This window comes from Methanobrevibacter olleyae (assembly GCF_900114585.1).
Classification (GTDB): Archaea; Methanobacteriota; Methanobacteria; order Methanobacteriales; family Methanobacteriaceae; genus Methanobrevibacter; species Methanobrevibacter olleyae.
Window position 1 is genome coordinate 19,382 of the sequence record NZ_FOTL01000020.1, and the last position, 21,441, is coordinate 40,822.

General features: G+C 26.7%; 15 protein-coding genes and 2 pseudogenes. 10 read left to right on the forward strand and 7 right to left on the reverse strand.

Annotated elements, in window-relative coordinates; all coding sequences use genetic code 11:
* Positions 1-169: 169 nt before the first annotated feature.
* On the reverse strand, positions 170-1,171 hold the full coding sequence (locus BM020_RS06340; protein ID WP_067147257.1) for an oxidoreductase: 1,002 nt from the start codon (positions 1,169-1,171) through the stop codon (positions 170-172).
* A 282-nt stretch (positions 1,172-1,453) separates the two neighbouring features.
* Here BM020_RS06340 and BM020_RS06345 point away from each other — a divergent pair, with 282 nt between their 5' ends.
* Entirely contained in the window at positions 1,454-3,559 is a 2,106-nt protein-coding gene (locus BM020_RS06345) for a cysteine peptidase family C39 domain-containing protein (protein WP_067147259.1), read from the forward strand.
* A 204-nt stretch (positions 3,560-3,763) separates the two neighbouring features.
* Here BM020_RS06345 and ade read toward each other — a convergent pair whose 3' ends face one another.
* The 4 genes from ade to BM020_RS06365 form a co-directional block, all read right to left on the reverse strand.
* Positions 3,764-5,554 carry an adenine deaminase gene (gene ade / locus BM020_RS06350; protein WP_067149086.1) on the reverse strand — a complete coding sequence of 597 codons (1,791 nt, stop codon included), beginning with the start codon at positions 5,552-5,554 and terminating at the stop codon, positions 3,764-3,766.
* A gap of 331 nt (positions 5,555-5,885) precedes the next feature.
* Positions 5,886-7,103, reverse strand: a complete 1,218-nt coding sequence (locus tag BM020_RS06355; RefSeq protein WP_067147261.1) for an ornithine cyclodeaminase, nickel-pincer nucleotide-dependent — start codon at positions 7,101-7,103, stop codon at positions 5,886-5,888.
* Between the two features lie 284 nt (positions 7,104-7,387).
* Complete coding sequence (speB, locus tag BM020_RS06360; protein WP_067147264.1) at positions 7,388-8,353, reverse strand: agmatinase; 966 nt, start codon at positions 8,351-8,353, stop codon at positions 7,388-7,390.
* Between the two features lie 245 nt (positions 8,354-8,598).
* A complete protein-coding gene (locus tag BM020_RS06365; protein ID WP_067147266.1) occupies positions 8,599-9,006 on the reverse strand; it encodes a translation initiation factor IF-5A in 408 nt (135 codons plus the stop codon).
* A 348-nt stretch (positions 9,007-9,354) separates the two neighbouring features.
* Here BM020_RS06365 and BM020_RS06370 point away from each other — a divergent pair, with 348 nt between their 5' ends.
* The 6 genes and pseudogenes from BM020_RS06370 to BM020_RS06395 all read left to right on the forward strand — a co-directional run bounded on the left by BM020_RS06370 (position 9,355) and on the right by BM020_RS06395 (position 16,817).
* Positions 9,355-9,816 carry a pyruvoyl-dependent arginine decarboxylase gene (locus tag BM020_RS06370; protein WP_067147268.1) on the forward strand — a complete coding sequence of 154 codons (462 nt, stop codon included), beginning with the start codon at positions 9,355-9,357 and terminating at the stop codon, positions 9,814-9,816.
* 151 nt (positions 9,817-9,967) lie between these two features.
* The gene (locus BM020_RS06375) at positions 9,968-11,839 is read left to right on the forward strand and encodes a bifunctional NADP phosphatase/NAD kinase (RefSeq protein WP_074798613.1); all 1,872 of its coding nucleotides are present in this window, start codon (positions 9,968-9,970) and stop codon (positions 11,837-11,839) included.
* A 180-nt stretch (positions 11,840-12,019) separates the two neighbouring features.
* Entirely contained in the window at positions 12,020-13,753 is a 1,734-nt protein-coding gene (gene cfbE, locus BM020_RS06380) for a coenzyme F430 synthase (RefSeq protein WP_074798615.1), read from the forward strand.
* A gap of 196 nt (positions 13,754-13,949) precedes the next feature.
* Positions 13,950-14,819 (forward strand): hydroxymethylbilane synthase, encoded by an 870-nt coding sequence (hemC, locus tag BM020_RS06385; protein ID WP_067147274.1) that lies wholly within the window; start codon positions 13,950-13,952, stop codon positions 14,817-14,819.
* Between the two features lie 317 nt (positions 14,820-15,136).
* Positions 15,137-16,084, forward strand: coding sequence for a Gfo/Idh/MocA family protein (locus BM020_RS06390; protein WP_067147275.1), 948 nt, complete (start codon positions 15,137-15,139; stop codon positions 16,082-16,084).
* A 119-nt stretch (positions 16,085-16,203) separates the two neighbouring features.
* Positions 16,204-16,817 (forward strand): annotated as a pseudogene (locus tag BM020_RS06395) (orotate phosphoribosyltransferase-like protein).
* A 276-nt stretch (positions 16,818-17,093) separates the two neighbouring features.
* Here the strand turns inward: BM020_RS06395 and BM020_RS06400 are convergent.
* Complete coding sequence (locus tag BM020_RS06400) at positions 17,094-17,900, reverse strand: DUF169 domain-containing protein (RefSeq protein WP_067147277.1); 807 nt, start codon at positions 17,898-17,900, stop codon at positions 17,094-17,096.
* A 303-nt stretch (positions 17,901-18,203) separates the two neighbouring features.
* On the opposite strand from BM020_RS06400, the gene BM020_RS06405 reads away from it, so the two are divergent.
* From BM020_RS06405 to BM020_RS06415, 3 genes are all read left to right on the forward strand, one after another.
* The gene (locus BM020_RS06405; RefSeq protein ID WP_067147279.1) at positions 18,204-19,022 is read left to right on the forward strand and encodes a protein-ADP-ribose hydrolase; all 819 of its coding nucleotides are present in this window, start codon (positions 18,204-18,206) and stop codon (positions 19,020-19,022) included.
* A 125-nt stretch (positions 19,023-19,147) separates the two neighbouring features.
* Positions 19,148-20,050, forward strand: coding sequence for an SIR2 family NAD-dependent protein deacylase (locus tag BM020_RS06410; RefSeq protein WP_067147281.1), 903 nt, complete (start codon positions 19,148-19,150; stop codon positions 20,048-20,050).
* Positions 20,051-20,220: 170 nt separating this feature from the next.
* Positions 20,221-21,084, forward strand: coding sequence for an SIR2 family NAD-dependent protein deacylase (locus BM020_RS06415; protein WP_074798617.1), 864 nt, complete (start codon positions 20,221-20,223; stop codon positions 21,082-21,084).
* A gap of 49 nt (positions 21,085-21,133) precedes the next feature.
* Here the strand turns inward: BM020_RS06415 and BM020_RS09850 are convergent.
* Positions 21,134-21,441, reverse strand: a pseudogene (locus BM020_RS09850) (IS5/IS1182 family transposase); the annotation flags it as partial.

Genomic DNA, 21,441 nt, shown 5'->3' on the forward strand with positions numbered 1-21,441 from the left:
AAAGTTAAAATAATTAAAAAAATTATTAATGACATGAAAAAATTGATTAAATTAATTAACGAAAAATTACTAATGAAATATTAATAAAAAAATATTTGATTAAATTAATCAATAAAAAAATTACTAATGAAATATTAATAAAAAAATATTTGATTAAATTAATTTAGACTTAATCAAATTGGAAACATTTACTTTCCTTTTTAGCATAACAATTATTACAGCCTTTACACCTTGATACACCATCACCTTTTTCTTTCCATTCAGATAAAAAGTCCGCTTGTGCAACAAAAGGTTTTACAAGAGAGAAAAATCCAATATTCGTTGTATTTAAAATTTCATTCATTGTTTTCATATCCCTTAAAGTACCTCCTAAAATTATAGGAATGTCTAATTCATTAACTAATCTATTAGCATAGGATAAAAATGCATGACCTCCATCTTCACCAAAATTAAAAGAAATAGTCCTTGCTGTAATTTGAACACTATCTGCACCATTTTTCGCAAATATCTTAGCTATTTCAAAACTTTCATCTAATGTCATTCCACCTTTTCTTCCATCTACTGCATTAATTCTAAAGCTAACATGACAGCCAAGCATTTTTTTAATTAGTTTTATAATTTCTACAACAACTCTAACTCTATTTTCAGTATTCCCACCATAATCATCAGTTCTTTGATTAAAATAAGGATTAATGAATCTTGCCAAATAGAAATTATGAGCCATATTAATTTGAATGCCATCAAATCCTGCAAAAGAAAACTTTTTAGCAGCTATTACAATTTCTGCTTGTAGTTTTCTTATTCCTTCAACTGTTAAATCATTAGGCTCTGCTTTCTGATTAACACCATCATCATAAAAGAAAAAAGCCAATTGGCCCAATATAGGAACCTCATTTTTATGTGCTATCTCAGTTATTTGTTTGTAGTCTTTTATAAAACCTTTATAATTCATATTGGCACAATAATGGTAGAATCTATCCTTTGGATCAAGTGCAAACATCTCTGAGACAATTAGACCAACTCCACTTTTTGAAATATTTTCATATCTATCAAAAACACTAGGTTTAATAAAACCCCCATCTTCAGTTTCTCTTTCCCATCCACCAGTACGAATAATTCTACTTTTAAGACTAAAATTAGCAAATTGAACTTGATCAAATATATCTTTCATAATTTTCTCTCCAAAATCAACAAAAAAACATCAAACCATTCTTTTATCCAAAAATCAACAACAATGAAAAAAACATTTATAATTATGAAAAATTATCTAATTCATAATATTTAAAATATTTTAAAAATTACACTTAAAAAGCATTTAAAAAAAAAAGTTTATATAAAAACTATTAACTAGATTAACGTTTGAATAGAATAGGTAAAAAACTAATGCTTCATTAGAAATTTTTATATATATTTAAAACAAATACCTATAATTATATTAAAAGAGGGGCATTTCATGAAAATTAATTTAAAAAAATTATCCATTTTTCTTATACTTTTAAGTATTTTAACTCTCTCAACAGTTAATGCAAGTGATATCAATCTTGATGATGAGATTCAAAAGGATAATTCTAATAATCTAAACATAGAAGATACAAGAGAAACAAAGCAAAAGAATAATTCTAATAATCTAAACATAGAAGATACAAGAGAAACAAATCTTGATTTAAAGAATGTGGAAATAAATGATTCTACAATAGAAAGTTATAATATAAACTCCAACCAAAAAACAAATGAAACAAATAACACAAATCAAGATAATAACACAGCCCTCAATCAAGAAACAAATGAAACAAATAACACAAATCAAGATAATAACACAGCCCTCAATCAAGAAACAAATGAAAGTAATTTGACTGAAGAAAATGAAAGTGCCATTATAACTAAAACTACACCACAAATCTCCATTAAATCTTCTAAACTTAAATCTAGAGATATATTAACTATTTTTCTAAAGGACTCTGATAATACTCCTTTACAGCATAAAAATATAATTTTGCTTATTAATAATAAAAAGATAAGTGTTTATACCAATGCAAATGGACTTGCAAATGTAAAGCTGTTTTTAATTCCTAAAACCTATAAAATAACTATTCAGTTTATTGGAAATGAATACTTTAATCCCATCTCTAAAAAGTTCAGTATAAAAGTTTCAAAATTATCTACTCAAATCAAAACATATGCAAACTATGTTATGCGGAAAAATCGTTTGTATATTTACTTAATTGGAAAAGATAATAAAGGAATTCCGAGTAGAAAATTAATATTAAAATTTAGGAAAAAAACTTACAAGAAAACAACAAATAAAAATGGCCGTGTAAGTCTAAAGATTAATTTACCTATTAAAAAATATACCATTAGTGTAAAATTTAAAGGAGATAAATATTTTTACAAAAGTTCTAAAAAATTTAAATTTTATCTAACAAAATCTATTAGGTTCACTATTGGAAATAGAAAATTATTAACAGATGGTTCCTTAAGAATTTATCTAAAAGGCAAAACTAAAAAGGACATTACTCATAAGAAAATGAAAATAAGAATTGGAGGTAAAACCTTTTACAAACGAACCAATTCAGAGGGGATAATCCTTTTAAAACCTAATGTTAAAGTAAGAAATTATACTGTAGTTGTTAAATATGGCAAATATTACGTAAACAAAAGAATAAGCTGTATTAATGATACAATTAAAGACCCCCTAAAGCACAATATTTCATTAGTCAGTGGTGTTCCAGATCTTGATTATATGACTAGTTCATATGTTATGGGAGATGGTAGTGCAACATACACCCTTAAAAAATCACAGTATAAGGAAGTGATTATGAGAGATAGTTATTGTCTGTTTTTAAACAATAAATTAAGTAGATATGTATTTTTTAAAACAAAAAACCATCCTAAATTATACCATGTTCTAAAGCGTGAAAAGTGGAATGTTATTGAAAGAGAGATTAATAAAAAAATAGTAAAAGCCAATAAGTATAATTACTGGCCAAGTAAAATAAAAGTATCTTTAAAAGGTAGATCTTATAAATATCCTGAAGTTAGAGATGTTCAAAATAGGGTGTATACATGTGGTCCAACTTCAGCAAGTGTTTGTAGCCAAGTTTTAAGAAATTATGTTTGTGAGAGGCATTTAGCAAAGCTTGCAGGTACAAATAGAAGTGGAACAAAAATTTCAAAATTAGAAAAGGCATTAAATAAGCATAATTTTACCTGTAGCTATTTCTATAGAAATTCCTTTGATTATGCTTTGTCTGAACTTAAAAAAGGTGGCTGTGCTTTAGTATTCCATGCACAACATCATTATGTAAGTATTTTAGATATTAGTCCAAATGGAAAGAAAGTTTTAGTGAGTAATTCTTATGGTAGTTATGCTAATATTCCAACTAAATGGGTTTCAGTTAGTTATATGAAAAAGAAGTTTGGTATTTGGGATGACAGTTTAGTTGTTAGATTAAATTACAATTTAACTGAATCTGAAAAAAACCGTGTTAATTGTTTCTACAACAGTATGGGTACTAAATGGTATAGGCATGGCCCTAATTCAAAAATTGGAAGAATTTAAGCCATTGAATAATCTTCCAATACATATTAAAAATAAAAATAGCTAAAAAAATAGAAAAACTAAAAAAATAAAATAAAAATAGCTAAAAAAATAGAAAAACTAAAAAAATAAAATAAAAATAGCTTAAAAAATAGAAAAACTAAAAAAATAAAATAAGAATAGAAAAAAGTTAAAAATAAAAAATCTTAAAAAAGAAATAATAAATCAATTTAAGTATTGCTTTATTAAATCTGTAAATCCAAAACTTTCAAAGTCAAAGATACCAAGGTCACTTATTTTAAAGTTAGGAATAACCAGCAATGCCATAAATGATAAAGTCATAAATGGAGAATTTAAAGTACAGCCTAATTCTTTAGCTAAGTCATGCAAATCATCTAGTTTAGATGCTACATAATCAACGTCCCTATCAGACATTAATCCTGCAATTGGTAATTCAAGAATATCTTCAAGTCCATCTTCTTTAGATACTACTGCAAGACCTCCTTGATTTTCCCTAATTAAATTGACAGCACAAGCCATATCTTCAGGATTTGTACCTATAACTACAATATTATGCGAATCATGTGCTACAGATGAAGCAATAGCTCCTTTTTTAAGATTAAAACCTTTAATAAAGCCATTAGAAATATTTCCTCCACCATACCTATTAACAATAGCAATTTTAATTATATCTTTATTCAAATCTGGTTGAACTATCTTATTTCTAACAAAAAGAGTTTCTTCTAATTTACCAGTTAATAATTCTCCATCATAAGCTTCTATAAGATAAACATTAGTAGTTTCATCCATTAAAGAGTTAACATAGCCCATTTCCATTGTTACATCAAAATCTTTAGCTTTAACTTCATTTAAATCAAAATTATTTAATGTTTTTGGTTTTTCCACATCAAATAAAACTTCCCCATTATCTACAACAAGTTCACCATGAACCCACACTTTACTAATATTTAAATTTTTTAAATCATCAACTAATGAGAAATTAGCAATTCTCTCCTCTTCAATTGCACCGCAGTTTAAGCCATAATGTTCAGCAGGGTTAAAGGTAACCATTTTAATAGCTTCTTTTGGATTTATTTTTAATGATATTGCCTTTTTAATTAAATTATCTAAATGGCCATTTGACAAGTCTCTTGCATCAATATCATCACAAACTAAAAAATCAAATGGAGGGACAGATAAAGCATCATCAATATTATCTACAATAATATTTCCTGCCATCTCTTCTTCAATTAAATAATTTAATCTATCATCCATATTTAAAAGAGTGTCCATGTCTTTTGCAGATGAACCTTCACGAATCATGATTTTCATACCTGCTTTTTTCTTTTCGATAGCTTCATCAAAGTTACTAGATTCATGGTCTGTAGAAATACCATATGAAATATATTTCTCTAAATCTTCACCAGATACCAATGGAGCATGACCGTCAATTGGTTTTCTCAATAGATTAGCAGCATCTAATTTCTTTAAAACTTCTTCATCTTCTGCTAAAACACCTGGAAAATTCATCATTTCACCAAGAGCAACCATTTCATCACGTTTTAATAATTCTTCTACATCTAAACTATTTAATATTGCTCCTGAAGTTTCAAATGGAGTAGCTGGAACACAAGAAGGAACCGCATAATAAAAATCAAATGGTACTTTTTCACCATCTTCAATCATAAAATCGATACCTTCAACTCCAAGTACATTTGCTATTTCATGCGAATCTGCAACAACAGAAGTTGTTCCATAAGGTAAAACAGCTTTTGCAAAATTAGAAGGAGCTATTTTTGAACTTTCTATATGAATATGTGAATCTATAAAACCGGGAATTAAAATACCTTCATAATCTAAATCAAGACTATCCTCATCATCAGTTATAATTGGAATAACTTCTTTAAATAAACCATCTTCAATAACTATTTCTGCAGGATAAACTTCACCAAATTCCACATTAAGATACCTTGCAGTAATTACAAGGTCCCCTTCAGGTTCCTCGCCATCTTCCATAATGACCTCTTCTATGATTATATCATCTATTTCTATATCATCAAGATTTTCTGCAGAAATTATAATTTCATTGCCATCTACATTAATAATTTTTTCATCCATAATAGACACCACTATATGATAAAACAAATTAAATTTAAATTTTTTACTATAATCTATAAATTTTTAAAAAATTTTATAAAATATTTTTATCTATAATAAAAATCTATTAAAACTTAATAAAAAAAGTTTCTAAAAAAAGTTAAAAAGGGCATGAAAAAATAAAAAAAGTCTTTAAAAAAAGTTAAAAAGTGAAAAAATTAATTAAAATAAAAAAAGATTAAAAAATGATTTAATCTTGTAATGCATCATATAAAACTGGTAAAAATGCTCCTACATCAGTTACAATACCTACAACTTGAGCACTACCCCTATCAGAAAGTTTAGTAACAGTAGATGGATTAATATCTACGCAGATACTTTTAACTCTTGAAGGCAATAAATTACCAGTAGCAATTGAATGTAGCATGGTGGAAATCATTATAACCATATCAACCTCTTGAGCATATCTACGCATTAATTTCTGAGATTCGACAATGTCAGTAATGACATCTGGAAGTGGACCATCATCACGAATAGAACCTGCTAGAATAAATGGAACATCATTTTTAACACATTCATACATGATTCCGCTTTTTAAAGTTCCATCTTCAACAGCTTCTTTAATTGAACCAGATTTATTAATTCTATTAATCGCTCTCATATGGTGAGTATGACCATGTGCAACTACTTCTCCAGTTTTTACATCTACACCAAGAGAAGTTCCAAATTGATCACATTCGATATCATGAGTAGCTAAAGCATTACCTGCAAAAATAACATCAATAACTCCTTCTTTAACAAGTTCGGCAACAATTCCTGCAGAACCTGTATGTACAATAGCAGGACCACCAACAAGAGCTATTTTTCCACCATTTGCTTTAACATTTTTAATCTCAGCTGCAACATCATTAATAATGCTCATCATTGGTTTTTCAGAGGAAACTTCACTGTTCATAAATTCAAATACGCCCTGTTTACCTCTTGCTCTTTGAGGTGGTGTGATTTTTACTCCTTCCCTACCAACTACAATCAAATCTCCTTTTTTAATATCTGCAATTGGTCTACAGCTAGCAGTTTTATTTTCCTCATCAATAACAATTAAACAATCCATTTCAATTTCATTAACAAGAATCCATTCATCTTTATAATAAACATGAGTTACATGATGACTTGTTGAATAAAAACCTTCTGGAGCTACTTGATTTTTTGGAGAAGGTATTAGATTTACCTCTTCAATTTCAGATATTGAAACCCCAATGAAGTTAAGTTCATCAAGAATAGAATTTAAAATATCGGGAGATTCAGCTGAAACCATTATTTTAGCTTTACTAGTATCAGATTTGCGTTTTCCTATATCAAACTCCAATATATCAAAGTCTCCACCTTTATCCATAATAATATCCATGGTTTTAGGAAGAGTTAAAGAATCAATGATATGACCAGATAATTCTATTTCTCTTTTATACATCAAAAATCTCCTTAATTTTTTATAATTTTCTAAGATTGATTAAAATAAAAATTTTTATTTACTGAAATAATCTATTTAAATTAAATTAGCTTATAAATTTAAGTTATTATATTTATAACTTATACTAAATAATAAATTATAGTTAAGGTATGTGTTTAAGTAATATTTATATTATTTGTTAGAAAAAGAACATTGTTTCTAGAAATAGAATAATCTAAAAAAAGTTTTAAAATAAACTAAAATATCTGTAATCAATCAGTGAAAATTGAAAATTAGTTTATAAATTAAGCAAATAAAGTTAAAAAGTCATAAATTATTTTAGCTGCAAGAACTGCAGTTATATCCCCCAATCTGTCACTTGCTACTTCTACAAGGTCAAAGCCAATAATATCTATTTTTTCATTATTATTTAATAGCTCAAAAATATTTTCAATATCACTCGGATGTAATCCATTTGGAGTTGGATTACTAACAGAAGGTGCAAATGAAGGATCTATAACATCCATATCAATAGAAATATAAACCTTACCTTCAATTGAATTTAATTTATCTAAAACAATATCAAAAGAGTCGAAAAGGTCTTTAGCTAAAAAACTACTAATATTTTCTTGTTTTTCTACAAATTCCTTTTCTTCTTTAGAAAATGAACGAATCCCTATTTGGATTAATTCTTTTGGATTTAAATCATGCACTCTTCTCATAATAGTTGCATGAGAATCTTTTTCTCCAATATATCTATCAATGATATCCCTATGAGCATCTAAATGAATAATAGTAATATTTGATAGGTCTTTATTATCTTCAAGATTAGATAATGCTTTAATAGGTCCAATGCTAACACTATGTTCTCCACCAATAATAACTGGCTTAATATTAGCCCCAATTAATTCATTTACCGCCTCTTCAAGAGTATCACAAGTTTTTTTACAATTTCCATGAACAGCATTTAAATCCCCGCAATCATAAAATTCAGCATCTAAAAGTTTTTCAAAAGTAGAATTATATTGTTCAAAGCCAAATGACGCTTCCCTTATAATTGTTGGGCCATACCTTGAACCATGATGATAAGAAGAAGTGCTATCAAAAGGAACTCCAATTATTCCCCACTTTTTAGATTTTGCAAAATCAAGGCCCTCTTTATTAAAATTAGAATCATCTAAGTTTTCTTTATCCGGATAATCTAATCTACATAAGTCAATGGATTCTGCTGAAAATGCAAATTTTCCTGGTTCAAAAGTATTAAAAAGCATTTTATCACTTATTTTCTAAATTATATTAGTTTTAATAATTATATTTAATCTAGATAATTTTAATCAATTAATTGATTAGTTGGCTAATTAAAAAAATAACTCCTTTAATCAATTAATTAATTAAAAATAGAAATAAATAAAAAATAAAAAAAGTTTTGATTTGATTTTAGATTTGATTTGTTATTAAAAAAGATTGAAATAGGATTTTTACAAAAATCCTTGAAAAAGATAAAAAAACTAAAAAATCATACTTTTTTAGTTCTCATGATTTTCATATTACCTAATGCTATGATATATTCTACACCTAAGTCAGTACCAACAGCAGCTCTGATTTCATCATCGAATTCAGCAGGTATAGGTAATTCAAAGGTTTCATAGCTTTCTAAGTCCATAATTTGAACCTGATCACCCATAATAGCTAAAATTTGACCAATTCTTTTATCGAGAATAGGTACTTCTACTTTAGTATCTACAGGTTTTACTAAACTTCTTTTTTGACCATCAAAAATACCAACAGCTTCTAATCTTGCTTTTGCAGCTCCATGTTTACCAGGAGATGAAGTGGTTAAACTAGTTACTTTAGAAGCTTCTCCATCTAATACAATATATTTTCCGACTTTTACGGTTTTAAGTTCTACAACTTTAGTTGACATTAAAATAACCTCACAATAATAGTTAAAAATTAATAATTTAGTTTTTTAAATTAATAATTTGCTTTTTAAATTAATAATTTAGTTATAATTAATTTAAATTAAATATGATTAACCTAATAAAATATAGATTACTAATATATTAATTTAAAATTATATATAAACCTTCGTATGAATATAATTTAGATATAAGAATATCCAAGTTTTCACCAAATATTTTAAAAAAAAATATTTTAATATTAATATATTATAAAAGATAAATAATAATTAAAGAGTCAATGAAAAAAATAATTTAAATAACAATTAGATTAGCAGATACAATTAAAAAAATTTTAAATTTAAAGTGGTATAATGAGAATAGCTATTGTTTCAGGAAAATCCGAAGGCCCAACAGAACTAAATGCTTTTGATAATGCTTTATATGAAGCAGAAATTGGTGATGTGAACTTAATAAAAGTATCAAGTATGTTAGAATCTAATACTAAAGTGGAAAAATTACCTAAATTAAAAGCAGGGTCTATGGTAAACTGTGTTTTATCAAGTTTAACATCAAATAAAAAGGGAGCTGAAATTATTGCTTGTGTTGCAGTAGCTATTGGTGAAGAATTAGGTTGTGTTGTTGAGACAAATGGAATCGATGAAGATCCTGAAGATATTAAAAATGAAGCAATAGATATGGTTAAATACATGATGAATAAGCGTAATGTAAAAATTAAGGAATTAATAGTGGAAGAAACTCATCATACTGTTAAAGAAATAGGATCTGTAATAGCTGCAGTTATTTACATTAAAGAGGATATTTTAGAAAAATAATTATTCAAAAATAAATTAAAAAAACAATAAAACAAATAATATTTAAAAAAAACACATTCAAAAATAAATTAAAAAAACAATAAAACAAATAATATTTAAAAAAACACATTCAATAACAATTAAAGAAAAAAAAATAATTTGAGGGGTTAAGATGAATCAAGAGGACATAAGTATATGTAGAAACATCGCTACAACAGTTTTTGAAAAAGTGGAAAATCTCCTTGAAGGACAAGTAGGAAATCCTAAAGCAGGTGAATTTGTTAAAATAGGTGCAGATGGCACTCCAACATCTTATATTGATATTATTGCTGAAGATGAAGTAATTAAACTTCTTAAAGATGCTGATTTTAAATCTTACTTAATTAGTGAAGAAATTGGAGAGCTAAAATTAGGAAAAGGGAAACAAGAGTCAATCAACCTCAGTGAAGAATTGCTAAACAATAAAACAAAAACTAAAAAAGAAAGAGAAAATCAAGAAAAGCCTCGTTTCCTCTTTTTAATTGATCCTCTTGATGGAACAAGTAATGCAATAAAAAACATTCCTGCATATGGTATGTCTATTGCAGTAGCTAATGTTCCAGAAGGAAGAGAGGCAACATTAGATGATGTGGAACTTGGTTTTGTTAAAAATTATGCTAACGGAAACTTTTATGAAGCTATAAAAGGAAATGGAGCTAAACGAAATGGAGAAAGAATGACTCCAAGTAGTGAAACCGACTTAACAAAAATAAGTTTAGGAGGGTTTACTAAAAGTAAAACATTATCTGTTTCTAAATTAGTCGATACTGCAAGAAGAATGAGAGTATTAGGTTCTGTAGTATTAGAACTTGCTTATGTTGCAAGTGGAAAATATGATGCATTTCTTGATTTAAGAGGTAGTAGAATTATCGATATTGCAGCTTCAAAGCTTATTGTAGAAGAGGCAGGAGCTATTGTAACTAATAAATATGGTGAAAAATTAGATAATAGATTAAGTATTTATGAAAAAGCAGTAGTTGTAAGTGCAGGAAACCATGATTTACATAGTCAAATTATTAAAATTATAAATAACGATGAATTAGATAAAATTCAAAGTGTTGCAATTGTAAGTAGGGTAGATGAATACAAATCTGTATTGTTCTCACTTAAGATATTTGAAACATTAGTTCAAAAAAACCTAGAAACCGTACTGGAATCATCACTAGCTGAAAAATTAGAAGAAATAAAACAGAACCCAGAATTACATAAAATTATTGCAAAAACTATGAATGAAACTCCAGAAATATCCAAACATATTGAAAGCTTAAACTTTAATTATAATTTTAGAGATTATGCAAAAGAACTAAATGAATTTAGAACCGATATGGCAATTATTCTTGGAGGAGATGGAACACTCCTTAGAACACAAAATCAATTAACTAAAGAAATTCCAATATTTGGAATTAATATGGGTACAGTAGGGTTTTTAACTGAAATTGAGGTAGAACATACCTTCCAAGCTCTTGATGCAATTTTAGATGGAGAATGGTCTAAAGAAAAAAGAACTCAAATTATTATTTCTCATGAAAATCAGAGCTTCCGTGCATTGAATGAAGTTGTAATAATGACTGCAAGACCTGCTAAAATGTTACATTATGAAATCACAGTTGACGGTGAGGTTGTAGAAGAATTAAGAGCTGATGGATTGATTGTTTCTACACCAAGTGGTTCAACTGCATATTCAATGTCTGCAGGAGGGCCAATTGTAGATCCGAAAGTAGGTGCATTTATCATTATTCCAATTTGTCCTTATAAATTAGGAGTTAGGCCATTTGTAGTATCTGATACAAGTGAAATAAGAATAAAACTCATTAAAAGAGGTAAAAAAGCAATCTTCGTAATGGATGGTCAAATTCAAAAAGAAGTGAACTACATGGAAGAGCTTGTTATTAAAAAGTCTGAAAAAGATGTTTACTTTATAAGAATTAATAATAAATACTTCTATAAAAAAGTTAAAGATAAATTAAATGAAGGTGGATTAGATAGTATCAATAGGGTGTTATAAAAATACCCTATCTATAAAAAATAGTGTCAATAAGGTGTTATAAAAATATCCTATCTATAAAAAATAGTGTCAATAAGGTGTTATAAAAATACTCTATCTATAAAAAATAGTATAATAGAGTTTATGAAACTCTATTTCTTTTTTTATGAATTTTAATTAGAATTAAATAAGAGTGAAATGATGAATGTTTTTCTAGTTGATTTAACACATGGCGGGGTAAAAATATCTACTGAGCTTGCTAAATCAGAAAAATATGAAAAAGTATTTGCTTTTGACTTATACAATACATTAAAAAAAGAAGATGAGAGTCTTTTAAATAATTATAATGTTAATATTATAAAAGATTTAGAGTCTTTTAAAAATGAATTAGAAAAAAATTCCATTAAAAATTTCAAAGAAAATAAAATTGAAAAAGACTTAGTTATCAATCCAATTCACTCTCCACTTAATATAAAAAAATTATTAGGTGAAATAAATGATTTAATTGATTCAGAAAATTTAAAGGATGGTGAGGAATTATTAAATCAATACGAAATCATAAATCATCATCAAGCTACTGAATTAGTTTTATCTAATTGGAAAGATGAAACAATTAAACAAAATGTAAAAACCATTGAAATAACTGGAGTTAAAGGAAAAACAAGTACAGCTTTCATTTTAAAAGAAATATTTCTAGAAAATAATAAAAATACACTTTTATTATCTAGTTTAGGTGCATATCTATTTAGAAAAAATCAGAAAAAAGAACAAAAACTTATTTTACAAAAAAATATCAGTATAACTCCTGCAAATATCATTAATACCATCCAATTAGCAGAGAAAATAGCTAACCCTAAATGTAGTAGCTATCCAAGATGTGATTCTACTAAAGATTTAGAAGAAAAAATTGAAGAGGATAATTTAATCAAAGAATACAATGAGAATCCTTATAAAAATTTAAATTATAAGATAGCTATTTTTGAAAATTCATTAGGTACTTGTGGATTAGGAAATATTGGAATTTTAACTAATTTAATAGAAAATTATCCAATTGCCAAAGGACAATCTAATGCAATGGAAGCTAAAAAACAAGTTTTTAACTCCCAACTTGTCACAATTGAATATAAAACACTAAATGAATTTTATCCAAATGAAGAAAAAGAATACATAAATAAAATTAATAGTTTTTCTCTTGATAATAAGAATGCAAATCTTTATTGTAAAAGTGTTGATTATGATATTGATGAGACTAAAATTAAGATAATATATCACAATTTAAAAACAATTGATAAAAAATTAATAGATGGAAGTTTGAATATACATAGCTTTGCACCAGGTTCTCATCATGTACTAAACATTTTAGCAGCTACAACAACTGCATTATCATTAGGCATAGATGAGAAAATAATTCAAAATGCTTTAAGGAACTTTAAAGGAATCGATGGCAGAACAAATATACGGCAAGTCGATAATTTAAGGATTATTGAAGAAATTAATCCAGGTATCAATACAAAAGCTATTGAAAAATCAATTGATATGATAAAAGATATTGATAAATATTATATCATAATAGGTGGAAAATATGGAGTTACCTGTGAAGAGATAGATGAAAAAAAACTATCTAAATTCTTAAAGGAATATATCACTAATAATTCAAAGATAAATTTAATTTTAACTGATGATGTTGGAAAAAGCTTAAAAGAAAAAATAGAATTGCTGAATAATAAAAATAGGAAAAATAAAGAAATAGAATTGCTAAATAATAAAAATAAAGAAATAAAATTGCTAAATAATAAAAATAAAGAAAATAAAGAAGAAAATTTTAAAATAGAATTTATTGAGGATTATAAAGAAGCTCAAAATATTGCCATTCAAAATAATAAAAATATTTTATTTATTTATAGGTCTAATTATTCACAAGTCTCTAAACGATAAAATAAGCTTATAAAAACTTAATAATAATGCTATTATTGAATCTGAACAATAAATTGTTTTTAAATAAAACAAATTAATTAATTTTAAATAAAAACAAATTAATTAATTAATTAATTTTATTAAGAATAATTTACAAAATTATTATGAAAATCTTTAAAAAAATATTTCTATTAAAATAAAAGCTAAGGCGAATTAAATGATTGTTGGAACTAGAGGAAGTAAACTTGCACTTGTACAAACAGATTACATAAGAAGCTGTTTATACAATATCACTGGAGAAGAAGTAGAGAAAAATATTATAAAAACTAAAGGAGATAAAATAACAAACTCCCAATTATATAATATGGATTCAAAAGGACTGTTTACAAGAGAACTTGATAATGCATTACTTGAGGAAGAAGTAGATTTTGCTGTTCATAGTTTAAAAGATGTACCTACTGAATTAGATGAAGATTTAGAAATCGTAGCAGTTCCTATAAGGGAAAGTCCTAATGAAGTATTTATTTCAAACTACAGTTGGAAAGAACTTGAAGAAGGATTTACACTTGGAACAAGCAGTCTAAGAAGAGAGGCATTTTGTAAACTCCATAAGAAAGATTTTGAACTGAAACCTATTCGTGGAAATGTTGAGACAAGAATTGAAAAAGTTATGGATGGGCAAGTAGATGCTACAATCATGGCAGAAGCAGGCTTAAACAGATTGGGATTACAAAAATACATTAAAACCAAGTTTTCAACAGATTACATAATGCCAGCAGCAGGTCAAGGTGCCTTAGCTGTTATAGCTAGAAAAGATTCTGAATTTAAAGAAACAATCAGAAAATTAAATCATTATTTTTCATTCCAAGAGGTCTTAGCAGAAAAAACCATTCTTGAAGAAATTGGAGTAGGTTGCCAATGGCCAATTGGAGCAATATCCAGAATAAAAAACAATCAGTTAGAACTTAAATCTATTTTACTTGATAAGACTGGTGAAATATTATATCAAGAAAGAATTAGTGGAAGTATAAACGAAGCAGAAACTATGGGAAGAAAAATAGGTAAAGATATGCTTGAATTCATTTAAAAAAAAAAAAAAAAAGTTATTAATCTAGTTTAGTTTAACTGATAATATCATTTTCATGAAAAAACTTGAATTTACATGAAAAGAAAAATTTATTAAAATTTTAAAAAGAGACCAGATTCATTTAAATTTAACTTACCTTATTTTTTACAATTTTTTAATGAAAATAACTATTCATATTACTTTATTTTAAATATAAGTCAATTTAAATCCAATTAATATAATTATTAAGAAAAAATTATATGAAAAAACATAAAATTTTAATAATGTTTATAAATTATAAGACACAAAAATATAGTTGAATAATTGGAGGAATATATTTGAGAACTATAAATGTTGGAGTTATAGGTGTAGGTGCAATGGGATATAACCATGCACGTGTATACTCAAAATTAGAAAATGCCAATCTCGTAGCAGTGGCAGATGTGGTAAAACCAACCCTTGATAAAGTATGTAAAAAGTATAAAACAAAAGGTTACTCTGAAATTGAAGACCTATTAAAAGATCCTGAAATTGAAGCAGTAAGTGTATGTGTACCAACAACTTTCCACCACGAGGTTGTTATGCAAGCTATAAAATATGGTAAACATGTTTTAGTAGAAAAGCCAATTGCTTTTACAGCTGAAGAAGCAGAGGAAATGATTAAAGCTGCAAAAGAAGCTGGAGTTAAACTTGCAACTGGACATGTAGAAAGGTTTAACCCTGCTGTTCAAAAAGCTAAAGAGCTTATTGAAAATGAAGTAATAGGCGATTTAGTAACTATTTCTGCTAAAAGAGTAGGTCCTTTCCCACCTAGAATAAAAGATGTTGGAGTGGCTATTGACTTAGCAATCCATGATTTAGATGTAATGAACTTCTTAATTGAAGAACCTGTAAAACAGGTATATGCTACAATGAGTAGTATTTTAGACCAGTCTGACTTTGAAGACCATGCAGAAATTATGTTAAGCTTTGATGAAAATACTACAGGAATCTTAGAAGTTAACTGGTTAACCCCATATAAACGTAGACAAATTGAAATTACTGGTACCGATGGAATAATAACTATCGATTACATAGACCAAAGTATTGAAGTTTATGGCAAATTTGCACAAGATATTCAAATCATACCAGTAGAGCCATTAAGTGAAGAATTAAGTTCATTTTTATATAAAATTGATGCAGATGAAGAACCGGAAATTACTGGTGAAGATGGTCTTAAAGCCCTTAAGATGGTTCTTGCAGCAAATAAGTCATCTAAAGAACATAGCCCAATCAATTTTAAATAATAAAATAAAAACAGCTAGTTAAATCAATTTCAGATAATAAAATAAAAACAACAACATTTAATTCAAATAGATATACCTTTAAAAAATCAAAATTATAATAACATAAGTGAGGAAAAAATATGAACCAAGACCTTATTAACAGAGCTCAGGAACTTAGGAATCATGGGTTTACTACTGGCGAAATAGCTGATGAGCTTAATGTATCAATGGATACTGCAAGATGGTTAACTTTACAGAAAAAGAAGCAGCTATCGAAGCAGAAGCACCTGTTGACATTGCTATTAACTGGAATAGTTTAGGTGGAAATGCAACTAGGCTTAGATATGTTTCAGCAGCTTTAAGTGATATTGCATTAAAACATGGCGATATTGACCTTGTTGTAGGAATCGCAACTAGTGGAGTTCCATTTGCAACTATGATGGCAGATGTAATTGAAGATTTAACTGGAACTGCTACATGTATATCTATTTTCCATCCTAAAAAACACAGAACTAACCCAACTAACAGTGATGAGGGAGCTATTAGTAGTAATTTCGGAACTGTTGATGGTAAAAAAATCGTTATTGTAGATGATGTAACTACTAGTGGTGACACAATTAAAGATGTAATTAAAGTAGTTAAAGACCATGGTGGAGACCCAGTCGTAGTAACTGTTTTAATTGATAAATCAGGACTTGAAGAAGTAGATGGAGTCCCAATTGAATCATTAATCAAAGTAAGTCAATTAAGATAATTTTCCCAATTGAATCATTAATCAAAGTAAGTCAATTAAGATAATCTTAATTATTTACTTTTCTTTTTTTAAAATTTAACTTCTATTTATTAATAATTTATTCTTATTTTAACTATGTTTAATTTATCCCTATTTTATTATTTTATGTTAATTTAAAATTTATCTACTTTCATACCATAATTATTATAAAAATCAGTTTTTAAAGTTAATTTACTTTTTTTAAAAAAAATGAAAAGATAAGTTAAAATCATCATTTAAAATACTAATATTACAATATTATTTATTTCCAAAATCTTCCCAGAACTGTGTTTGGAAAACACTATTTTTACTTAAATCTTCTAATTTTAAGAATAAATTCCAAGAAACAGATAAATTCATATATTCATCTGGAATTAAGCCTCTCATATGAGCTCTTGCTGCAAAATCAATTGGACTTAAAACAGGAACAGGATTATCATTTTCAGCTTGCCCGAAAGTAAATACTCCAATCGCTTGACATGCAGATGCTTGTGGAGTTAAAACATGAGCACTTTCAACTCTAAAGGAACTATTTAGCTGCAACATTGCAGATAATTCCATAGTATTTAAAGTAAAAACAACAGAATCTGGAATTTCATCATCATTAAGTGCTTCAATTGGTTTAAAAACAATATATTCCCCTTCATCATAGAATGGCCTATTTTGAATATTTTCATATGCAGTTTCATAATCGGAAAAGATTCTCTCACCTTCTAAAAACATGTTTTTTGTATGTTCCGGCATCTTTTCCAATCTATTTAAAAAGTAATCTCTATCCTTTGCAGAGTCTAATCCTAAAGATAAAAAAGTAGCTTGAAATTCTTTATCTTTTTCTTCTTTAAATCCAGTACCCCAACCAAAGCCTGCTGAAACACCACCACAAGTGATATTTTCACGACCAAAAGCAGTTATTTTTCTTTTTGCAATGGTTTGTGCAACAAAGGACATCACACATCCTCCTCGACCTGCTTTAGGAGCTAATGCATCTTTAGGCTTTTCATCAGTTTTAATTAATACAATAGGATCAAACTGTCCATTTAGCTCTTTTACAATATTAAATTCCATTTCTACAACCCCAATTTTAAAAAAAATACTAAAAAATATAATTTATATTTAATTTAATTAATTTATATTTTATAAAAAAGTATATAAAGATTTTACTATTAAAAAGCCAAATAAGGATTATTAATCGAATTAAGTTTTGAGATAAATATAATAGATAAAAAAGCTAATTAAAAATAACAATATAGGGTTTAAAGATAATTATTAGAATAATTATTAGATAGTTAGCTAAAAGTTACAAAAAAGATTTATATCTAACTAATAATAATTAATTATAAGAGAAATTTAAAGTTAATGAGGTGGATTATGAATAAATTTGATAAAAATATTGAAATCGATTTTCTTATAAAGGAATTAATTTCTCTTAGTGGAAGATTAGAGAAAGAAATGAAAATTCCTAACGATTATAATGAAAAAAGAAAATTACTTAGAGCTTTAATGAATACTCAAAGTCCAGTTCAATTAAGTGAGAAATTTTATGAAATTCAAGATAAAATTCTTAGTGAAGAGACTGAAGAGAAAGATTTAGCCTCTGGTGAAGATATAAAAACAATTAGTCAAAATCCTAATGAAATAGATTCAAAAATAGCTTTATGGCAGGGAGATATAACTTGCCTTCAAGTAGATGCAATTGTAAATGCAGCAAACAGTCAAATGTTAGGTTGTTTTATCCCTTTACATAATTGTATTGACAATCAAATTCATTCAGCAGCTGGATTTCAGTTAAGAATGGATTGCCATGATATTATGAAAAAACAAGGCCATGAAGAAGAGATTGGTAATGCTAAAATCACATCAGCTTACAATTTACCTTCAAAATATGTCATACATACTGTAGGGCCTGCAATAGCTTATGGATCAGAACCTAATGAAAAAGAGATTGAAAAACTTGAAAGCTCTTATAAATCCTGCTTAGAAATTGCAGATAGATACAAGTTAAAATCAATTGCTTTTTGTTCAATATCAACAGGCGTATTTAATTTCCCAAAAGACCAAGCTTCCAAATTAGCTATTAAAACTGTAAGAGATTATTTAAAAAATAATCCAAATACAAATCTTGAAAAAGTAATTTTTAATACCTTTTCAGATGAAGCTAGCGAGATTTATAGAAAAAACTTAGAATAAAGATAATAAATAAAAAAATAATCTAAAATAATGGGAAAAATTAAAATAGAGAATATATAATCTTAAAAAGAATAATTTAAAAGATTATAAAAAATTAAATGAAATTCATAGAAGGTAAGTATCTCATGGAAAACTATAATATAAGAGTAGAAAAATTAAAAAAACTAATTGATAATGCGAATTATATCTTAATAGGAGCAGGTGCAGGATTATCAACTGCAGCAGGAATTGAATACTCTGGAAAACGTTTTAGAGATAATTTTCCAGAATTTATTAAAAAATATGGATTTCAAGATATGTATTCCTCAATGTTTTATCCTTTTAAAAGCTCAGAAGAGAAATGGGCTTATTTTGCAAAGCATGCCTATGTAAATAATATAGGGATGGAAGGAACCTATCTTTATAAAAAATTATTAAACCTTGTAAAAAATAAAGATTACTTTGTTATTACAACAAATACTGATGATCAATTCTTAAAGTCAGGATTTGATGAAAATAGATTCTTTAGAGTACAAGGATCATATGCTAAAATGCAATGCTCAAAAGCTTGCCATGAAAAGTTATATGATGATGAGGAATTAATCTTAGAAATGATTGAAAAAACTGATGAAAATCTAAAAATACCAACTGAGCTTCTCCCAAAATGTCCAGTTTGCAGTGAAGAAATGGATTTAAACCTTAGAAAAGATAGTTTCTTTGTTGAAGATGATAGCTGGCACAAACAAAAACAGAATTATATCAATTTTAGAAAAAAAGCACTAGGTGGAAAGTTAGTTCTTTTAGAATTTGGAATAGGTTTTAACACACCAATTATAATCCGTTTCCCATTTGATGATTTAATGAAATCCCATGAAAATGTAAGTCTTGTAAGATTTAATAGGAGTCATTTAGAATTAACCGTTCAAGACAATGGAAATTATTATTTAATAGGAGAAGATGAACTAGAAAATTATTTAAATCCCAATATAAAGGAAAGATACCTTCCATTTAATGAGGATATTACTAAAACATTAAACAAATTAATTTAAGTTTTTATTTACCTAAATATATATTAAAATGAAAAATTTTAAAATGCTTAAAATTCAAATTTATTATATAAATTAAAATTTTAAAATGATTAAAATTCAATTTATTGTATAAATTAAAATTTTAAAAAAAATATAACATTAAAATTTTTTATTGAAATAAGGTAGATTTTATGGATGAATTATCAAAAAAAATACAAGATCTTAAAAATTTAATTGAAAATACAGACCACATTTTAATTGCTGGAGGAGAATATCTATCAGAACAAGCAGGACTTGACATATATGGAAAAATGTTTACAGATAACTTTCAAGACTTTATAGAAAGATATGATTTTACAAATATGTATAATGGAACGTTTTACCCTTATAAATATAGTGAAGAAAAATGGGCTTATCTAGCAAGATATTTTTATGTTTATCTGCATTTTGAAGGAACAAGACTATATAAAAAAATTTACAAACTAGTTGAAGATAAAGATTATTTCGTAATAACAACTAATTTTGATGAGCAATTTTATAAAACAGGATTTAAAAAATCAAGAGTCTATGCAAGTAATGGTGATTTTAGACACTTGCAGTGCAAAAAAATATGCAGTGATGAATTATACGATTTTGTAGAATTAATCGAAAGAATGGTTAAGCAGACAGATTATGAAAGGAAAATTCCTCGACAATTAGTACCTAAATGTCCTAAATGTGGAGCTTCAATGGATTTACATCTGACTACAACGGATAATTTTATTAAAGACCCTAACTGGATAAAGCAACATGAAAAATATGGAAGATTCACAAATAAAAATAAAGACTCAAAAACTTTAGTTTTACAATTTGGAAATCCGAAAACATTTGAAAAAACAATTATGGAAAATCCTAAATGGCATTTAGTACGATTTATTGAATCAAAAGGAAGGCTTGAAAATATTGGTTCTTCCATATTTAAATCATTTAGAAAAAATAATGAAGCTTTAGAAAGAATAATCACTTTTGAAGAACCTATAGAAGAAATAATTGATCAATTACTGAAAAAATATTAAATTTATTTAAATAAAAGCATTTAAAATAAATTTTAGGGTCCTAGATTTTTTACATTTCTGCAAGCTTTTGTAGGGCTGTTTTTGTAGTGTAGCCTTGTAATGTGATGAGCCCTGCTAAAAATACATTTAAATATACGGTTCTTTTTACTGAATCATGTGTATATTTGTGTATATTCTCTCATGTTGAGTCCATCTTTGCATAATTTGAAGAAGTCTTCTATTTTACCCCTTATTGGTTTATATTTTTCCCAATTGTTTATTTTTTCTAAAAATTCGTTTTTTAGTCTTTTTAATAGTTTTTTAATCTTTTCTGTGTTCTTTTTTGGGTTAAATATCTCTAATTTGTAGTTGAATATT